This window comes from Pseudomonas sp. P9_35, from assembly GCF_034008205.1.
GTDB classification, from domain to species: Bacteria; Pseudomonadota; Gammaproteobacteria; order Pseudomonadales; family Pseudomonadaceae; genus Aquipseudomonas; species Aquipseudomonas kilonensis.
Map to the genome: position 1 here is coordinate 5177038 of NZ_CP125373.1, position 17770 is coordinate 5194807.

At 62.1% G+C, this 17770-nt stretch carries 15 protein-coding genes; 10 read left to right on the forward strand and 5 right to left on the reverse strand.

Translation table 11 applies throughout. From position 1 onward, the window contains the following. Positions 1-78 precede the first annotated feature (78 nt). Positions 79-2814, reverse strand: coding sequence for a preprotein translocase subunit SecA (gene secA, locus QMK47_RS22935; RefSeq protein ID WP_253477597.1), 2736 nt, complete (start codon positions 2812-2814; stop codon positions 79-81). A gap of 307 nt (positions 2815-3121) precedes the next feature. Between secA and QMK47_RS22940 the strand changes: the two genes are divergently transcribed. Then, on the forward strand, positions 3122-3577 hold the full coding sequence (locus tag QMK47_RS22940) for a DUF721 domain-containing protein (RefSeq protein ID WP_320389372.1): 456 nt from the start codon (positions 3122-3124) through the stop codon (positions 3575-3577). Positions 3578-3714: 137 nt separating this feature from the next. Here QMK47_RS22940 and QMK47_RS22945 read toward each other — a convergent pair whose 3' ends face one another. Then, a complete protein-coding gene (locus QMK47_RS22945) occupies positions 3715-5202 on the reverse strand; it encodes a helicase HerA-like domain-containing protein (RefSeq protein WP_003205079.1) in 1488 nt (495 codons plus the stop codon). A 319-nt stretch (positions 5203-5521) separates the two neighbouring features. Between QMK47_RS22945 and QMK47_RS22950 the strand changes: the two genes are divergently transcribed. The 3 genes from QMK47_RS22950 to QMK47_RS22960 are packed head-to-tail and all read left to right on the forward strand — an operon-like array spanning position 5522 to position 8392. After that, a complete protein-coding gene (locus QMK47_RS22950) occupies positions 5522-6613 on the forward strand; it encodes a glycosyltransferase family 4 protein (protein WP_253477602.1) in 1092 nt (363 codons plus the stop codon). A gap of 16 nt (positions 6614-6629) precedes the next feature. Next, complete coding sequence (locus QMK47_RS22955; protein ID WP_258689215.1) at positions 6630-7400, forward strand: DUF2334 domain-containing protein; 771 nt, start codon at positions 6630-6632, stop codon at positions 7398-7400. After that, the gene (locus tag QMK47_RS22960; RefSeq protein ID WP_258689216.1) at positions 7397-8392 is read left to right on the forward strand and encodes a lysylphosphatidylglycerol synthase transmembrane domain-containing protein; all 996 of its coding nucleotides are present in this window, start codon (positions 7397-7399) and stop codon (positions 8390-8392) included. Before QMK47_RS22955 ends, QMK47_RS22960 begins: the two co-directional genes overlap by 4 nt. 4 nt (positions 8393-8396) lie before the next feature. Here the strand turns inward: QMK47_RS22960 and QMK47_RS22965 are convergent, their stop codons facing one another. Both QMK47_RS22965 and purU read right to left on the reverse strand, forming a co-directional pair. Beyond that, positions 8397-8570, reverse strand: coding sequence for a hypothetical protein (locus QMK47_RS22965; protein WP_003205087.1), 174 nt, complete (start codon positions 8568-8570; stop codon positions 8397-8399). 163 nt (positions 8571-8733) lie between these two features. Then, positions 8734-9582 carry a formyltetrahydrofolate deformylase gene (gene purU / locus QMK47_RS22970; protein WP_003205089.1) on the reverse strand — a complete coding sequence of 283 codons (849 nt, stop codon included), beginning with the start codon at positions 9580-9582 and terminating at the stop codon, positions 8734-8736. 306 nt (positions 9583-9888) lie between these two features. Between purU and mvaT the strand changes: the two genes are divergently transcribed. Continuing rightward, entirely contained in the window at positions 9889-10266 is a 378-nt protein-coding gene (gene mvaT, locus QMK47_RS22975) for a histone-like nucleoid-structuring protein MvaT (protein ID WP_003205091.1), read from the forward strand. 85 nt (positions 10267-10351) lie between these two features. Here the strand turns inward: mvaT and sbcB are convergent, their stop codons facing one another. Beyond that, entirely contained in the window at positions 10352-11785 is a 1434-nt protein-coding gene (gene sbcB, locus QMK47_RS22980) for an exodeoxyribonuclease I (protein WP_253477611.1), read from the reverse strand. A gap of 464 nt (positions 11786-12249) precedes the next feature. Here sbcB and QMK47_RS22985 point away from each other — a divergent pair, with 464 nt between their 5' ends. Genes QMK47_RS22985 through QMK47_RS23005 form a run of 5 tightly spaced genes read left to right on the forward strand, consistent with a single transcriptional unit; the run spans position 12250 to position 17638 of the window. After that, positions 12250-12975 (forward strand): RDD family protein, encoded by a 726-nt coding sequence (locus tag QMK47_RS22985; protein ID WP_253477614.1) that lies wholly within the window; start codon positions 12250-12252, stop codon positions 12973-12975. Continuing rightward, positions 12972-13946, forward strand: a complete 975-nt coding sequence (locus QMK47_RS22990; protein WP_320389373.1) for a stage II sporulation protein M — start codon at positions 12972-12974, stop codon at positions 13944-13946. The genes QMK47_RS22985 and QMK47_RS22990 overlap by 4 nt, the downstream gene beginning before the upstream one ends. Beyond that, positions 13933-15477: a DUF4129 domain-containing protein gene (locus QMK47_RS22995; RefSeq protein ID WP_320389374.1), complete on the forward strand. Its 1545-nt coding sequence runs from the start codon at positions 13933-13935 to the stop codon at positions 15475-15477. Before QMK47_RS22990 ends, QMK47_RS22995 begins: the two co-directional genes overlap by 14 nt. Continuing rightward, positions 15474-16637, forward strand: a complete 1164-nt coding sequence (locus QMK47_RS23000) for a DUF4350 domain-containing protein (protein WP_320389375.1) — start codon at positions 15474-15476, stop codon at positions 16635-16637. The genes QMK47_RS22995 and QMK47_RS23000 overlap by 4 nt, the downstream gene beginning before the upstream one ends. Then, on the forward strand, positions 16634-17638 hold the full coding sequence (locus QMK47_RS23005; protein ID WP_077508509.1) for an AAA family ATPase: 1005 nt from the start codon (positions 16634-16636) through the stop codon (positions 17636-17638). The genes QMK47_RS23000 and QMK47_RS23005 overlap by 4 nt, the downstream gene beginning before the upstream one ends. Positions 17639-17770 lie beyond the last annotated feature (132 nt).

Sequence of the window (17770 nt, forward strand, 5' to 3'; positions counted from 1 at the left end):
GACGGCGAATCAAAATGGCAAAACGCCGCGACGGATAAAATCCGGTCGCGGCGCGGGTGGTTCAGCGTTGGAACGGGTTTATTGGATCTGCCCGTGGCAATGCTTGTATTTCTTGCCCGAACCGCAATAGCACAGTTCGTTACGGCCCAGCTTCTGCTCGTTGCGCACCGGTGCGGTCGCAAGGGCGACATCCACATCGACGCCCTCTTCGGCAACCACTTCCAGGCCCGGGGCTTCGGCGTGTTCGAACTGCATGCGCGCAGCCAGGGCTTCGGCTTCCTGGCGCAGGCGGGCTTCTTCTTCGGCCGGGTCTTCGCGGCGAACCTGAACGTGGGACAGCACACGGATCGAGTCGCGCTTGATCGAGTCGAGCAACTCGGAGAACAGCGTGTAGGACTCGCGCTTGTACTCCTGCTTCGGGTTCTTCTGGGCGTAACCGCGCAAATGGATACCGTGACGCAGGTGGTCCATGGTCGACAGGTGGTCTTTCCACAAGTCGTCCAGTACCCGCAGCACAATCTGCTTCTCGAAGGAACGCAGCGCCTCGGCGCCCGCTTGATCTTCCTTCTCGTTGTAGGCCGCGATCAGTTCGGCCAGCAGTTTCTCGCGCAGGGTTTCTTCATACAGGTGATCGTCTTCGTCGAGCCATTGCTGGATCGGCAATGCCACGCCGAAATCGTTCTGCAAGGCGGATTCCAGGCCGGCGACGTCCCACTGTTCCGGCAGCGACTGCGGCGGGATGTGGGCGCTGACAGTGGCGTTGAGCACGTCCTGGCGGAAATCGGCGATGGTTTCGCCAATGTTGTCGGCGGCCAACAAACTGTTACGCATGTGATAGATCACTTTACGCTGTTCGTTGTTGACGTCGTCGAACTCGAGCAATTGCTTACGGATATCGAAGTTGCGGCCTTCGACCTTGCGCTGGGCCTTCTCGATGGCGTTGGTCACCATGCGGTGCTCGATCGCCTCGCCTGGCTGCATGCCCAGGGCCTTCATGAAGTTCTTCACCCGGTCAGAGGCGAAGATGCGCATCAGGCTGTCTTCCAGGGACAGGTAGAAACGGCTGGAACCGGCGTCACCCTGGCGACCGGCACGGCCACGCAGCTGGTTGTCAATACGACGCGACTCGTGACGCTCGGAAGCGATCACCTGCAAACCGCCGGATTCGAGTACCTGCTGGTGACGTTTCTGCCAGTCAGCCTTGATCTGCGCGATCTGCTCTGGGGTCGGGCTTTCCAGGCTGGCGACTTCCACTTCCCAGTTGCCACCCAAGAGGATGTCGGTACCACGGCCCGCCATGTTGGTGGCGATGGTCAGCGCACCCGGGCGGCCGGCCTGGGCGATGATCTCGGCTTCCTTCTCGTGGAACTTGGCGTTGAGGACCTTGTGCTCGATGCCTTCCTTGTTGAGCAGGGCGGACATGTGCTCGGAGGTCTCGATGGTGGCGGTACCCACCAGGATCGGACGGCCCTGGGCCATGCCGTCCTTGATGTCGTTGATGATCGCCGCGTACTTCTCTTCGGCGGTCAGGAACACCAGGTCGTTGTAGTCTTTACGGGCCAGCGGCTTGTTCGGCGGAATCACCACCACTTGCAGGCCGTAGATCTGGTGGAACTCGAACGCTTCGGTATCAGCGGTACCGGTCATGCCGGACAGCTTGTTATACAGGCGGAAGTAGTTCTGGAAGGTGGTCGAGGCCAGGGTCTGGCTCTCGGCCTGGATGTTCAGGCCTTCCTTCGCTTCGATGGCCTGGTGCAGGCCTTCGGACAGGCGACGACCCGGCATGGTACGGCCGGTGTGTTCGTCCACCAGTACGACCTGGCCGTCCTGCACGATGTATTCGACGTTGCGATGGAACAGCTTGTGCGCACGCAGGCCAGCATAAACGTGGGTCAGCAGGCCCAGGTTGTGGGCCGAGTACAGGCTCTCGCCTTCGGCCAGCAAACCAATACGGGTGAGCATTTCCTCGACGAACTGGTGACCCGCTTCGTTGAGCTCGACCTGACGGGTCTTCTCGTCAACGGTGTAGTGCCCGGCCTGGGTCACTTCGCCTTCGACTTCCTCGACGTGCAACTTGAGCTGCGGGATCAGTTTGTTGATCTCGATGTACAGCTTGGAGCTGTCCTCGGCCTGACCGGAAATGATCAGCGGGGTACGGGCTTCGTCGATGAGGATGGAGTCGACTTCGTCGATCACGGCAAAGTTGAGTTCACGCTGGAATTTTTCTTCCATGCTGAACGCCATGTTGTCGCGCAGGTAGTCGAACCCGAATTCGTTGTTGGTGCCGTAGGTGATGTCGGCAGCGTAGGCGGCGCGCTTCTCTTCCGGCGGCTGGAACGGCGTGACGACGCCGACAGTCAGGCCGAGGAATTCGTAGAGCGGGCGCATCCAGTTGGCGTCGCGACGGGCCAGGTAGTCGTTGACCGTCACTACGTGCACGCCCTTGCCGGACAGCGCGTTGAGGTACACGCCCAAGGTCGCCACGAGGGTCTTGCCCTCACCGGTACGCATTTCGGCGATCTTGCCTTCGTGCAAGGTCATGCCGCCGATCAACTGAACGTCGAAGTGGCGCATGCCCATGATCCGCTTGCCGGCTTCACGGGCGACCGCAAAGGCTTCAGGCAGGAGCTGGTCAAGGGTTTCCCCCTTGGCGATGCGGTCCTTGAATTCGGCAGTCTTGGCGCGTAACTGATCGTCCGAAAGGGCCACCATTTGCTCTTCGAAGGCATTGACAGTCTGTACCGTCTTGAGCATGCGCTTGACTTCACGCTCGTTCTTGCTTCCAAAAAGTTTCTTTAACAAAGGCGCAAACATATCGGCAGGATCTTCCACACTAAAGGGATGGAGGGCGGCCCCGTGAGTCGCCCGTGCAGCCCTCATGGCCGCATGCGAACGAGCATTCTACCCGGAAACGATGGAGAGGAAAGTGGCGTTATTCCACGATGCTGGCACAGCGCTGTGACGGGGCTTGCATAAAATAAGGGCTTTTGCGCGAACTTCAACCCATCCAGAGCAGAAGTTACTCATTGATTGTGCAGCCAAAAGCCGCTGGGCGAGAGGGTCGAGGCGCATCCGGCGCTTTCTGCTACCATGGCGCCTCTGTCACTTGCGGTATTCATTCATGGCCTTTCGCCCTCTTCCAGCCAAGGCGCCCGCCGTTCTGCTGCGCGAAGCCAAGCCGCTGAAAGCCATCTTTGGCCACGCCAAACGCCTGGGTCACCTGCAACGCCTGCTCGACAGCCAGTTGCAACCGGCTGCGCGCAAGCATTGCCACGTGGCCTCCTGGCGCGAAGGCAGCTTGCTGCTGATCGTCACCGACGGCCACTGGGCCACACGCCTGCGCTATCAGCAAAAACGCCTGCTGCGCCAACTCCAGGTCTTCGAAGAATTCGCCAACCTGACACGGATCCTGTTCAAGGTACAACCGCCCACCGTCCAGGTCGGCGTCAAGGGGCACACGCTGGATTTGTCCACCGACGCCGCCGCAACCATTCAAGCCACGGCGGATGGCATCAGCGATCCCAACCTGCGGGCGGCGCTGGAGCGGTTGGCGGCGCATGCGCGGCCCAAGGATTGAGATTTTCGGCGGCAGTTAGATAGCTATCGCGAGCAAGCTCGCTCCCACAGGGGATCTGCGGCGGGCACCTGTTTCGTGCACGACGCCGATCCCTTGTGGGAGCGAGCCTGCTCGCGATAGCGGTGACTCGGTCCTGACTACCGGCGCTTGCTGCCCCCCAGCAACGACCCCATCAACCCACGCACCAATTGCCGGCCCAACTGATTGGCCGCCTGGCGCATTGCCGATTTAAGCGCCTGGCCGGCTGCCGTGCCGAGGAATTCCCCGGCCTTTTCGGTGAAGCTCGGTTCTTCCGCCGTCGGCTTGCCCGGCGCCTCTTCGGCCTGCGGTTCCAGCCCTTTGCGGCCCATCAGCACTTCATAGGCCGATTCGCGATCAATGGGCTTGTCATAGCGCCCTTGCAACGGTGAACTGGCGATCAACCCGGCGCGCTCGGCTTCGCTCAGCGGCCCGATGCGCGATTGCGGTGGCGCCACCAGCACGCGCTGGACCACTTCCGGCGTACCTTTTTCCTGCAAGGTGCCCACCAAGGCTTCACCGATGCCCAGTTCGGTCAGCACCGCCAGGGCATCGAACTGCGGGTTGGGCCGGAAACCGTCGGCCACCGCCCGCAGGGATTTCTGCTCCTTGGCAGTAAAGGCCCGCAACCCGTGCTGGATGCGCAAGCCCAACTGCGCCAGCACGTCGTCCGGCAAGTCGCCCGGCGACTGGGTCACGAAATACACCCCCACGCCCTTGGAACGGATCAGCCGCACCACTTGCTCCAGGCGCTCCTGCAAGGCCTTGGGCGTGCCGGCAAAAAGCAAATGCGCCTCGTCGAAGAACAGCGCCAACAGCGGTTTGTCTGCATCGCCGCGCTCGGGCAATTGCTCGAACAGCTCAGCCAGCAGCCATAACAGGAATGTCGCGTAGACCTTCGGCGCCTCGTGGACCAGGCGGCTGGCGTCGAGCAAGTGGATGCGGCCACGGCCATCGCTGGCCGGTTGCAGGATGTCTTCGAGCTGCAAGGCTGGCTCGCCGAACAACGCGTCCGCGCCCTGCTGTTCCAGGGTGGACAAGCGTCGCAACAACGCCTGGCTGGAACCGGTGGTCATCAAGGCCGCGTCGTCCCCCAGCAACTCGGGATTGTCCTTGAGATGGTTGAGCAGCGCCTTCAGGTCCTTGAGGTCCAGCAGCAACAGACCTTCGCGGTCGGCCACCTTGAACGCGGCGTAGAGCGCCGACTGCTGGCTGTCCGTCAGTTCCAGCAGACTGCCGATCAACAACGGGCCCATTTCACTCAAGGTGGTGCGCAGTGGATGACCGGACTGGCCATGGATATCCCACAAGGTCACCGGGTAAGCCTGGGGCTTGTGGTTGAGCCAAGGCATGCCGGCGATGCGCTCGGCGATCTTGCCCTGGGGGTTGCCCGCCGCGCCCAGGCCGCACAGGTCACCCTTGATGTCCGCCGCGAACACCGCCACGCCGGCATCGCTGAACATTTCGGCCAGGCGCTGCAAGGTGACGGTCTTGCCGGTACCGGTGGCACCCGCCACCAGACCATGACGGTTCGCCAGGCGCATGGCCTGGGCGATGGGCTGGCCGCTAAGGTCGGCCCCGATAACGAGTTGCGATGAGTCAGGCATGTGGTCACCCGTGGTGTTTGCGATATGACGCCATTTTGCACGTTTATATAAAAGCATGCCTGGCGCATTAAGCCCCTGGCGCCAGGAATAATAGCCGGCGAACCAGGACTGGCCCTATCGCGAGCAAGCTCGCTCCCACATGGGATCGGTGCCCCTCCTGTGGGAGCGAGCTTGCTCGCGATAGGGCCCTGTCAAACCCGGCAATACTCCACTGACACCCCACCCCCACAACCCCAACCGAACATCTATTCTTACTAAAGGTCAACACAGGAGAACACTGACCGGAGGGACGTTCATCGTGCATATAGCGGACATAACCATGTTCTACGCCCCCGCCAGCGGAGGCGTGCGCACTTATCTGGATGCCAAGCACCGGCGCCTGGGCGATCGGCCCGGTATTCGCCACAGCCTGTTGATCCCCGGCGCGCATTTGAGCGAGCACGATGGGATCTACAAGGTTCCTGCCCCTGCACTGCCGTTCGGCAAGGGCTATCGCTTCCCCCTTCGCCTGGCCCCCTGGCGCAATGTCCTGCGCGATCTACAGCCCGATCTGATTGAAGTCGGCGATCCCTACCTCACGGCCTGGGCCGCACTGGATGCCCGTCGCCAGCTCGACGTGCCCGTCATCGGTTTCTATCACTCCGACCTGCCACTGCTGGTCAGCAACCGCATGGGCAACTGGTTCACCCCCAACATCGAAGCTTATGTCAGCAAGTTGTACGGCAATTTCGACCGGGTCCTGGCGCCGAGCCAGGTCATGGCCGACAAACTGACCGGGTTGGGGGTCAAGAACGTCTACGTGCAACCGTTGGGCGTCGACCTGCAAACCTTCAACCCGGCCGCCCGCGACCCGGAGCTGCGCGCCGAGCTGGGCATCGCCGAAGACGCGCGCCTGCTGATTTTCGCCGGGCGCGGCTCCAAGGAAAAAAACCTGCCGGTGCTGCTCAAGTGCATGAAACGCCTGGGCGAGCGCTACCACCTGCTGCTGGTGGGCTCGTCGATGCCCGCCTTGGTGCCGGACAACGTCACGGTGATCGATGAATTCTGCCCGGCACCGCAAGTCGCCCGGCTCATGGCCAGCTCCGATGCCCTGCTGCACGCCGGCGACCAGGAAACCTTCGGCCTGGTGATCCTCGAAGCCATGGCCAGTGGCATTCCCGTGGTGGCGGTGGCGGCCGGGGCCTTTACCGAAATCGTCGATGAAGACTGCGGCCTGCTGTGCACACCCAACAATCCACAGGCCATGGCCAATGCCGTGCGCCAACTGTTTGCCGAAGGCTGCCAGCGCCGTGGTGTGCTGGCGCGCCAGCATGTGGAGCAGCATTACGCCTGGGATACCGTGGTCAACAGCTTGCTGGGGCACTACTACGCGGTGCTCGGCGGGCAGATGCCACTGCTGGCCAATGGTTGAGGTGAGGTCCGTGTCGATGAACCGCTCGCCCCGCGCGCTCCTGCTGGTGCTGCACGACGTGGCACCGCAAACCTGGCCCGACTACCAGCCCTTCGTCGAAGCCGTCGACGCCCTCGGCCAGGTGCCGATGACCTGGTTGGTGGTGCCTGACTTTCACCGCAACAACGCCCTGGAGGCTCACCCCGGCTTTCGGCGCCTGCTCGACAGCCGGGTCGAGCGCGGCGACGAACTGGTGTTGCATGGCTACTACCATTGCGACGACGGCCCTGTCGCCCGCCACCCCAAGGACTGGTTCATGCGCCGGGTCTATACCCATGAGGGTGAGTTCTACAACCTGTCCGAGGCCGCCGCCCTCGCCCGCCTGCGCGCCGGTATCGAAACCTTTGAACGCTACCACTGGCCGTTGGAAGGTTTCGTCGCCCCGGCCTGGCTGATGAGCGAAGGCACGCGCCAGGCCTTGCGCCAGTTGCCGCTGAGCTACACCAGCGACACCCGACACCTTTATCGCCTGCCTGACTTCACCGCCATCGATGCGCCGGGGCTGGTCTGGAGTGCCCGCAGCGCCTGGCGCCGTGGCCTGTCGAAAGTCATCAGTGACCAACGCGAACAGCGCTGGCGCCAGGCCCCGGTGATTCGCCTGGGCCTGCACCCGGTGGACATGCGCCATGCCTTTTCCCGGGACTATTGGCTGCGCACCCTCGAACGCCTGCTCAACGACGGTCGTGTACCCATGACCAAAGTCGACTGGCTGGCGACCCAGGGGCTGCGGGCCCGCAGCGCCGCATGAAACGGCTGATCTGGTTGGGCGCCGCCCTGCTCACGGCGCTACTGGTGCCGCTGCTGGTCGGTGGCGGGGAAATGTGGTCGCGGGTGCAGCGCTTTCCCTTGCCGCTACTGCTGGCCATGCTCGGCATGATCGTGCTGTGCTGGGGCTTGAACTCCGTGCGCTTGCGCCTGCTGCTGGGGGAGCACCGTGGGCGCATCGGCGCTCTGAAAAGCATCGGCGTGGTGATGTCCACCGAGTTCGCCATGTGCGCGACGCCCGGTGGCAGTGGCGGCCCACTGACGCTGATGGCCTTGCTGGCGCGCAACGGCGTGCGCCCGGCCCATGGCAGCGCGGTGTTTGCCATGGATCAGTTGAGTGACTTGCTGTTCTTCCTCTGCGCCTTGGTGGGCATTCTGTTTTACGCGCTGTTCCAGAACCTCAGCCAGCGCATGGAATGGATGCTGGCGTTAAGCGCGATTTCATTGTTTGGCGGGTTGTTCGGCTGCGTGCTGGTGGCCCGCTATCACCGCAGATTGATTCTGCTGGGCGCTCGACTGCTGCGCCACTTGCGTGTCAAAGCTGTCACCCGTCGGCGCTGGGCCCGCAAGATCCTGAGCTTTCTGGCGGCGTTCACCGACACCTTGAAACTGCCAAAACAGACACTGTTCCAGGTCTTCGGCCTGACCTGCCTGCATTGGGCGCTGCGCTACAGCGTGTTGTACCTGGCATTGAAGGGGCTGGGGGCAGATTTGCAGTGGGCCTGGAGTTTCCTGATCCAGATGCTGTCCCTGAGCGCGGGACAGTTCAGCCTGCTACCGGGCGGCGCCGGGGCGGCCGAATTGACTTCCGCGGCGCTGCTGGCACCCATGGTGGGCAAATCTACCGCGGCGGCGGCGATTCTGATCTGGCGGGCGGTGACCTATTACTTTTATCTGGTGGCCGGTGGGCCGGTGTTCTTCCTGATGGTCGGGCGGCCGTTGCTCAAGAAACTGATCAGGCTCAGACAGGCCTGACGTATCACGGCTTCTGCTCGGGCTCGTCCTGGGGATGCAGTTGTTCCCACAATTGCGCAGCATCGGGAAACTCAGTGCCGTCCTCCGGGCCCAACGCATCTGGGTCATAGCGGCTGAGGCAGCCCTCGCCCAGGGTCGCCGGCGCCTTGGAGGTGGCTTTGTCCAATGGATCGGTCATGGCGCAATGCTGCTCCCGTAAGAAGGTTGCATGAATGCTGCGCCTGTAGGAGCTGACGAGCGAAGCGAGGCTGCGATCTTTCCCCTACCGCTTGAGTCTCGAGCGAAAGATCAAAATCAAAAGATCGCAGCCTTCGGCAGCTCCTACAAGTGCCCAAAGCCAGTCAGAACACCACGGTCTTGTTGCCGTGCACCAGCACCCGGTCTTCCAGGTGATAACGCAGTCCCCGGGCCAACACCATCTTCTCTACGTCACGGCCGAAACGCACCATGTCTTCGATGCTGTCGCTGTGGCTGACGCGCACCACGTCCTGCTCGATGATCGGGCCGGCATCCAACTCTTCGGTCACGTAGTGACAGGTGGCGCCAATCAGCTTCACACCACGCATCGACGCCTGGTGATACGGCTTGGCACCGACGAACGACGGCAGGAAACTGTGGTGGATGTTGATGACCTTATGGGCGTATTCGCGGCACAAGGCCGGCGGCAGGATTTGCATGTAGCGGGCCAGCACCACCACCTCGGCATCGTGCTGCTTGACCAGCCGCGAGACTTCGGCGAACGCCGGCTGCTTGTCCTGCGGATTGACCGGCACGTGGTAGTAAGGGATGCCGTGCCATTCCACCATGCTGCGCAAGTCGTCATGATTGGAAATCACACAGGCGATGTCGCAATCGAGCTCATCGCTGTGCCAGCGGTGCAACAGGTCGGCCAGGCAGTGGGACTCACGACTGGCCATCAGCACCACGCGTTTTTTCTGCGCGGTGTCGGTGATACGCCAGTCCATCGAGAACTCTTCGGCAATGGGGGCGAATGCTTCACGGAAGGCTTCGATACCGAAGGGCAGCGAATCGGCACGAATCTCGTGACGCATGAAAAACCAACCACTTTGATTGTCCGAGTGATGGCTTGCTTCGGTGATCCAGCCGTTATGGGACGCCAGAAAGTTACTGACTTTAGCAACGATGCCGACGCGGTCCGGACAAGCAATCACCAGACGAAAAGTGCGCATTAGGGAAACTCCAGAACTTCGCAAAGGCGGCCATTCTAGCCATTGCGCGGCAAAACTGCAGTATCGATGAGACGCCAAATCTCGACGACGGCCCCAAAGCCACGACCGGCGTGGCCCGGGAAAGCAGGCTATATGTGTGAACAGATGTGAAGACTCTGTCGCGGTATTTAACTGCAACAGGCGTTTTTGTGGCGCAGCACTAATTAATTAAATAAAACACCGGTTAAATGTTTACTTGATGAAACTGTCTGATTACTATTGCCGCACTGTGTCCTTGTCACCCGCGTCCTACATAAGGTAGTCCACATGTCCTTGATCAATGAATACCGCGCCACAGAAGAAGCTATCAAAGAACTGCAAGCTCGCCTGAAAAACCTGTCCCAAGACGACAAACTGCAAACCGAGCTTGAATTCGAAGGCAAACTGCGCACTCTGATGGGCGAATACTCCAAGTCGCTGCGCGACATCATTGCCCTGCTGGATCCAGAAGCCAAGTCGAGCAAAGCACCACGTGGCGCCGTGAAAACTACTGGCACCAAACGCGCTCGCAAAGTTAAGCAATACAAGAACCCGCACAACGGCGAAGTCATCGAAACCAAAGGTGGCAACCACAAGACTCTGAAAGAGTGGAAAGCCAAGTGGGGCGGTGACGTGGTGGAAGGCTGGGCAACCCTGCTGGGCTAAGCCTCACCGGTTCGCACCGTTCTTAGCGAACAAAAAAACGCCAGCGATTGCTGGCGTTTTTTATGCCTGTCATCTTTTTACTTCATCACGGTTCAAGGCTTAAACGTTTGCGCAATTGCTGACTGTAGCCCTGCCACTCCCTGAGTACTTCTTGCTGCACGGGTGTAGACAGAGCCATCCACTCCCCCATCGCCGCATCAAAACTTTCCAAGGTATTAGGCGCGCCCCACTCCGGGGATGACAGCCGTTGTTGACAGAAAAGTCTCCAACGCGCCTGCTCTTCAGGACTCAACGTGTCTGGAAAGTTGCGCGCGCGATATCGGAACAATAGTTCTGGCAAACGCTCATCATCGAAAGGCCAGCGTTCTTGAGCCAATTGCGCGGGGTCAGCCATACGCACTTGTTCACATAAACGTCGATCGCGATCCCCCAGAAAGCCCGCGTATAACTGTTGCTCGGGATCCTCGCTGGCGGTGAAATCCTCCCGACCATAAATAGCCTGAAGTTTATCCTGCCAAACTTTCTGTGCGTCAGTTAGCCGCAATGCCCGTTGCTGATAGCCCTCCATGTCCAATTCCAGTCGCTGCTGGTCCTCGGCACGCAGCACCGACAATGGCGCGATCACCGGGCATTTGTTGATATGGATAAGCTTGAGCGGCACCGGCAACTCACCTTCGAGCAATTCTTCACGGCGGGTATATAAACGCTGGCGCAGGCTTTCGGCATCGTCGTCCAGCAGGCCCTGGGGGTCCAGGTGCAGGTCGCAGACGATCAGGGCGTTGCGATTTTTCGGGTGCCAGGCCAGCGGCAAGACCACACCGATGTAGTTGCGCGCCGCCGAGAAGCGACCGGAAATATGCACCATGGGCTGCAACAGGCGAATCTGGTCCATCACCTTCTGTTTGCTGCGTAACTGGAACAGCCAGTCGTAGAGCCGGGGCTGCTGCTGACGGATCAGCCGCGCCAGGGCGATGGTCGCGCGCACGTCCGACAACGCATCGTGGGCCTGGCCATGGTCGATGCCATTGGCGGCGGTCAGGCGCTCGAGCTTGAGGGTCACGCGACCGTCTTCTTGCGGCCAGACAATGCCTTGCGGGCGCAGCGCATAGGCCGCACGCACCAGGTCGATCAAATCCCAGCGACTGTTGCCGCCCTGCCATTCCCGTGCGTACGGGTCGAAGAAATTCCGATAGAGGCTGTAGCGGGTCATTTCATCGTCGAAGCGCAGGGTGTTGTAGCCGGCGCCACAGGTACCGGGCGCGGCCAGGTGGCCGTGGACACGGGTCATGAAATCGGCTTCGCTCAAACCTTTTTCGGCCAGGCATGTCGGGGTGATGCCGGTAATCGCACAGGCCGCCGGATGCGGCAGGATGTCATCGCTGGGCCGGCAATACAGGTTCACCGGTTCGTCGATTTCATTGAGTTCGAAATCGGTACGGATACCCGCCACCTGCAAGGGCCGGTCGCAACGCGGGTTGATGCCGGTGGTTTCGTAGTCGTACCAGAAAATGGAAGTCACGGGCTGTTCCTGAACTGAAGACTGGCGAAGTCTAGGCGCTCGAACCCGCCTGCGACCAGCAGTCCTGTAACTTTTGAATGCCAACACAGGGTTCCACCACCCACCCCATGTGGGAGCGAGCTTGCTCGCGATAGCGGTGGCTCGGCTTGCATCCATGTTGAATGGACTGCCGTCATCGCGAGCAAGCTCGCTCCCACAGTTGATCTGCGCTGCCCACTGACTCAATGCTCACCACCCTCCCATGTGGGAGCGAGCTTGCTCGCGATAGCGGTGGGTCGGCTTGCATTGATGTCGAATGGATTGCAGTCATCGCGAGCAGGCTCGCTCCCACAGTTGATCTGCGGTGCCCACGAATCCTGTTGCAAACCATAAATGACACACACAGCTCTATCGTTTGCCCGCACGAAGACTGCTAGCATCTGGGCCGAGATTGAACATTCGGTCTGGCCCATCACAGGTTGCCCATGCTCGAGACACCAGCACTGCAAAGGAACGCGACGCTGCCCGCGCCCCTGGACACGCGCTATCAGGTTGAAACGCCCGAAGGCATCGACCTGCCGCTGCGCCCGGCGGGACTGATGCCGCGTGCAATCGCCTTCTCCATCGACCTGGGCATACGCGGGCTGGTCCTGGGGCTTTTCTTCCTGGTCCTGGCGTTTTTCGGCGAACTGGGGATGGGCCTTGGGTCCATCCTGCTGTTTGTCGTCAGCTGGTGGTACATGGTGCTGTTCGAGGTGCTCAACCAGGGGCGCTCTCCCGGCAAGCAGATCATGGGGCTGCGCGTGGTGCAGGACGATGGCCGGCCCATCGGCTGGTCGGCGTCGCTGATCCGCAACCTGCTGCGTTTCGTCGACATGCTGCCCTTCGGCTACACCTTCGGGGCCATCAGTTGCCTGCAGCATCCGGCGTTCAAGCGCTTGGGCGATCTCGCGGCCGGCACGCTGGTGGTGTATCGCGAACAGCCGGTCAAACGCCCCGCCTTGCCGATGGCCCCGCCGATACGCACGCCTTTCACCCTCAGCCTGAATGAGCAACGCGCCGTGCTGGGCTTCGCCGAACGCCAGGCAGAACTGTCCCAGGCGCGGGTCAGCGAACTGGCTGCCATCCTGGCCGCGCCACTGAACGTCCAGGTGCCAAACGCCGCGGCCGAACTCAATGGCGTCGCCCGCGGCCTGCTGGGGCCAACATGAAGCAAAGCCTGTTCGAAAGCCGTCACCAAGGGGAATGGGAGCACCTGACCCGGCAACTCGACCAACTGGAGCGCAGCCGCAGCGTGCCCCAGAGCAGCGACTTCCCTGCCACCTACCGACGGCTTTGCCATCACCTGGCACTGGCCCAGGCCCGGGGCTACAGCAGCTTGCTGGTCGACACACTGCAACAATTGGCGTTGCGCGGTCACCAGCAACTCTATCGGGACCGCAGCCGGCCCTCGGCCAGTCTCTCGGCGTTTATCCTGGCCGGTTTTCCCCGACTGGTGCGTGAACAATGGCGATTCGTGCTGGCCGCCAGCCTGATGTTCCTGGGCAGCCTGGTGGGCATCGGGCTGCTGGTCTATCTGTTCCCGGAACTGGTCTACAGCGTGCTCGGCGCTGACGAAATCAGCCAGATCCGCAGCATGTACGACCCTGCGTCCGGGCACCTGGGGCGCTCGGTCGAGCGGGCCGCCAGCGAGGACTGGGTCATGTTCGGTTACTACATCATGCACAACATCGGCATTGCCTTTCAGACCTTTGCCAGTGGCTTGATATTTGGCCTGGGGAGCGCGTTTTTCCTGTTTTTCAATGGCCTGACCATTGGCGCGGTGGCCGGGCACCTGACCCAGATCGGCTCCGGGGGAACGTTCTGGTCGTTCGTGATTGGCCACGGCGCCTTCGAACTCACCGCCATCGCCCTGGCCGGGGCCGCAGGCCTGCAGCTGGGCTGGGCCTTGATTGCGCCGGGACGCCTGACCCGAGGCGAGGCCTTGCGGCTCGCGGCGGGCAAAAGCGTGCTGATGATCGGCGGTGTGATGCTGTTCCTGCTCATTGCCGCGTTCATCGAGGCCTACTGGTCTTCCAGCGCCGTGACGCCCGCCACCAAATACACGGTGGGCGCCTTGTTGTGGCTGTTGGTGATCAGCTATCTGTCGCTTGCCGGACGGGTCCGCCATGCGCCTGAGTGACGCCACCGTCGTCATCCGCCCACGCACCACCTGGGAAGCCATGGACCTTGGGGTGTTGATGAGCCAGCAGCATCGCCGCCTGCTGATGACCAGTTGGGCGCTCATCACGCTGCCGGTGTACCTGTTGCTGACCCTGCTGCTGTGGGACTCACCGTCGCTGGTGGTGATGCTGTTCTGGTGGTTGAAGCCGGCCTTCGACCGGCTGCCGCTGTACATTCTGTCCAAGGCACTGTTTGGCGAAACCCCCACCTTGCGCCAGGCGTTGCGCCAGTGGCCTGCGCTGCTCAAGCCGCAGTTGCTGGCCAGCCTGACCTGGCGCCGGCTGAGCCTGAGCCGCAGCTTCCTGATGCCGGTGGTGCAACTCGAGGGGCTTAGCGGTGAGGCGCGGACGCAGCGCTTGCGGGTACTGCTGCAACGCAACCGCGGCGCGGCGCAATGGTTGACCATCATCGGCGTGCACCTGGAAACCGCCTTGTGGTTCGGCCTGATGGCCCTGTTCTACCTGTTCGTGCCGCAACAAGTCGAACTGCAATGGGATTGGGAGACGCTGGTGTCAGCGGCCGAGCACGACTGGTTGTGGTTCGAACACCTGGTCAACTTCCTCTACCCGCTGCTGCTGATCTTGTGGGAGCCGGTGTATGTCGCCTGCGGCTTCAGCCTCTACCTGAACCGGCGCACGATCCTCGAGGCGTGGGACATCGAACTGGTGTTCCGGCGCCTGCGCCAGCGCCTGAGCGGCGTGGCCCCGGTGTTGATGCTGCTGGCGCTCATGCTGCTGCCGCTGACGCCCCCGGCATTTGCTGCAGAAGACAGCGACGCCCCCGATAGCCCGCGGCTGCTCAACCAGCCCCTCACCAGCGAAGCCTCCCGGGACGGTATCAAGGCAATCCTCGACGCCCCACCGTTCAAGAACCCCGAGACCGTCATCCGTTATCGTTTCGGCGAAGAAGCGACCGAATCCCCCGAGACCGAGACCGAGGCCAAACCGAGCTGGCTCAAGGACCTGTTCAAATGGCTCGGCAGCCAACGTTTCGACATCGCCGCCGCACTGATCCAGGTGGTGCTGTGGGCCTGCCTGGTGGCGGCAATCGTCTGGCTGGCCTGGCGCTACCGTGAAAGACTCAAGGCCCTGGCCAATCGCCGACCGAGGCAGCGCCTGCCGGTGGAACGCGCCGTACCGGCGCGCATGTTCGGCCTGGATATTCGCGAAGAGAGCCTGCCCGCCGACGTGGCCACCAGCGTCGAACAACTGTGGGCCACGCAACCCCGTGAAGCCTTGGGCCTGCTGTATCGGGCGCTGCTCAGCCGGTTGCATCATGACTTCAAGATCCCCTTGAAGCCGGCCGACACCGAAGGCCAGGTGCTGGAACGCGTCGAACAGCTCAAGCAGGACAACCTGCTGGGCTTCAGCAAAAACCTGACCCTGCATTGGCAGAACATTGCCTACGGGCATCGTCCACCGCCGACACACCTGCAACAGGAATTGTGTGACGGCTGGCGCCAACTGTTCGGTCCGGGAGCCTCTCGATGAGCCGGCACGCAGGGTGGCTGATCGGCGCCGTGCTGGCCGCGCTGGTGTGCGCATTCGGCCTCTACCTCTACACCAAGGCCGAGCCCTATGAAGAGGTCGTCGAGCACGGCCCCTCCCCTGAAGCCCAGGCCAATCCTTACCTGGCCGCCGAACTTTTCCTGCGCCAGCGGGGTATCAATGTCGAGCATGCCAACAGCCTGGACGTGCTGCCCACCCTGGAACCTCGCCAGCACAGCCTGCTGTTGCTGGGCGAGCGAACCCACATGACGCCACGGGAAGTCGAACAACTGATGAACTGGACCCGGGCCGGCGGGCGCTTGCTCTTCGTTGCCGAAGCCTTGTGGGACGACAGCACCGGCAGCAGCGGCGACCTGCTGCTCGACCGCGTGCGCCTGCGGCAACTTTTGAGCAAGGACCTCAAGGAACCGGCCCCTGAATTGATCAAGGACCATTACCCGGAACTGACCAAGCTCTACCTGGAAGACGAAGAGGCGCCGGCGTATATCGGCTTCGACACCGACTTCCACCTCGAAGACCCGCATAACCTGGCCCAGGCCTGGGCCAACAGCGCGCTGTCGACCCATATGATGCAGTTGAACCTCGGCCTCGGCTCGATCACCGTGATCACCGACGCCGAGCTGTGGAAGAACGAGTCCATCGACCAGTACGACAACGCCTGGCTGCTCTGGTATTTGAGCGCCGACACGGACGTCACGCTGCTGTTCAACAGCGACCACGACAACTTGCTGACCCTGCTGCTGCGCTATTTTCCCCAGGCATTGGTGGCACTGCTGGCCTTGATTGCCCTGTGGTTCTGGCGTTCAGCGGTGCGCCATGGCCCACTGCAACAACCGGCCTCCAAGGCGCGGCGTCAGTTGGAAGAGCATGTGCAGGCCGGCGCCGGTTTCCACCTGCGGCACAACGGCCAGGAGTACCTGTTGCATGCCTTGCAACAAGACGTGCTGCGCCGGGCACGTCATCTCCACCCAGGCTTCGAACAACTGGCCGTCGCCGAACAATGGCAGGTACTCGCCCGCCTGACCCGACAACCGACGCGAGCCATCAGCCAGGCCTTGAGCCCACGGCCGAAACAGCGCCCGTCCCGCGCCGATTTCTGCCGCCAGGTTGCCCATTTGCAAACCCTTAGGAATGCCTTATGACTGAACAGAACGAACCTGTCGACGGCCAGGCCCACGCCGCCCAACAGCGCCAGCGCGCCAGTCAGTTGGCCCAGGCCATCCGCACCGAGCTGCGTAAAGCGGTGGTCGGCCAGAGCGCGGTGATCGACGATGTGCTCACCGCGCTGATCGCCGGTGGGCACGTGCTGCTCGAAGGCGTTCCCGGGCTGGGCAAGACCTTGCTGGTGCGGGCCCTGGCCCGGTGTTTCAACGGCGAGTTCGCGCGTATCCAGTTCACCCCCGACCTGATGCCCAGCGACGTCACCGGGCACGCGGTGTACGACTTGCAGACCGAGCAGTTCAAGCTGCGCAAGGGCCCGGTGTTCACCAACCTGCTGCTGGCCGACGAGATCAACCGCGCACCGGCCAAGACCCAGGCCGCGCTGCTCGAAGCCATGCAGGAACGCCAGGTCACCCTCGAAGGCCGCGCCCTGCCCATCAGCCAGCCGTTCATGGTCCTTGCCACCCAGAACCCTATCGAACAGGAAGGCACCTACCCGCTGCCGGAAGCCGAGCTCGACCGGTTCATGCTCAAGGTGCGCATGGACTACCCGGACGCCGACCAGGAGCTGGACATGGTGCGCCAGGTCAGCCGCTCGACCCGCGCCGACATGCTCGACGTGCAGCCGCTGCGCATGGTGTTGCAGGCCAAGGACGTGCAAGCGCTGCAACGCATTGCCAGCGACCTGCCGATGGATGATCAGGTACTCGACTACGCCGTACGCCTGGCCCGCACCACCCGCAGTTGGCCGGGCTTGACCCTCGGCGCCGGCCCGCGTGCGTCGATTGCGCTGGTCCGTTGCGCCCGGGCCCGGGCGTTGTTGCGTGGCGGCGAGTTCGTCGTGCCGGATGACATCAAGGGCTGCGCCCTGGCCGTGCTGCGCCATCGCGTGCGCCTGGCGCCGGAACTGGACATCGAAGGGCTGTCGGTGGACCAGGTGCTGGGGCAACTGCTCGATCAAGTGCCGGCGCCGCGGTTGTGATGAGGGCGTCTGTGCCAAGCGTTCTTTTTGTGCCAGGAATACCTTCTATGGCAGGAATGTCTTCTGTACCAGGAATGCTATTTGTGCCAGGAAAATTCTTTGTGGCAGGCATGCTTTTTGTGGCGAGGGAGC

Coding starts and splice junctions, on each gene's coding strand:
- secA (WP_253477597.1), bottom strand. CDS start 2,814: ATGTTTGCGCCTTTGTTAAAGAAACTTTTTGGAAGCAAGAACGAGCGT.
- QMK47_RS22940 (WP_320389372.1), top strand. CDS start 3,122: ATGGCCTTTCGCCCTCTTCCAGCCAAGGCGCCCGCCGTTCTGCTGCGC.
- QMK47_RS22945 (WP_003205079.1), bottom strand. CDS start 5,202: ATGCCTGACTCATCGCAACTCGTTATCGGGGCCGACCTTAGCGGCCAG.
- QMK47_RS22950 (WP_253477602.1), top strand. CDS start 5,522: ATGTTCTACGCCCCCGCCAGCGGAGGCGTGCGCACTTATCTGGATGCC.
- QMK47_RS22955 (WP_258689215.1), top strand. CDS start 6,630: ATGAACCGCTCGCCCCGCGCGCTCCTGCTGGTGCTGCACGACGTGGCA.
- QMK47_RS22960 (WP_258689216.1), top strand. CDS start 7,397: ATGAAACGGCTGATCTGGTTGGGCGCCGCCCTGCTCACGGCGCTACTG.
- QMK47_RS22965 (WP_003205087.1), bottom strand. CDS start 8,570: ATGACCGATCCATTGGACAAAGCCACCTCCAAGGCGCCGGCGACCCTG.
- purU (WP_003205089.1), bottom strand. CDS start 9,582: ATGCGCACTTTTCGTCTGGTGATTGCTTGTCCGGACCGCGTCGGCATC.
- mvaT (WP_003205091.1), top strand. CDS start 9,889: ATGTCCTTGATCAATGAATACCGCGCCACAGAAGAAGCTATCAAAGAA.
- QMK47_RS22985 (WP_253477614.1), top strand. CDS start 12,250: ATGCTCGAGACACCAGCACTGCAAAGGAACGCGACGCTGCCCGCGCCC.
- QMK47_RS22990 (WP_320389373.1), top strand. CDS start 12,972: ATGAAGCAAAGCCTGTTCGAAAGCCGTCACCAAGGGGAATGGGAGCAC.
- QMK47_RS22995 (WP_320389374.1), top strand. CDS start 13,933: ATGCGCCTGAGTGACGCCACCGTCGTCATCCGCCCACGCACCACCTGG.
- QMK47_RS23000 (WP_320389375.1), top strand. CDS start 15,474: ATGAGCCGGCACGCAGGGTGGCTGATCGGCGCCGTGCTGGCCGCGCTG.
- QMK47_RS23005 (WP_077508509.1), top strand. CDS start 16,634: ATGACTGAACAGAACGAACCTGTCGACGGCCAGGCCCACGCCGCCCAA.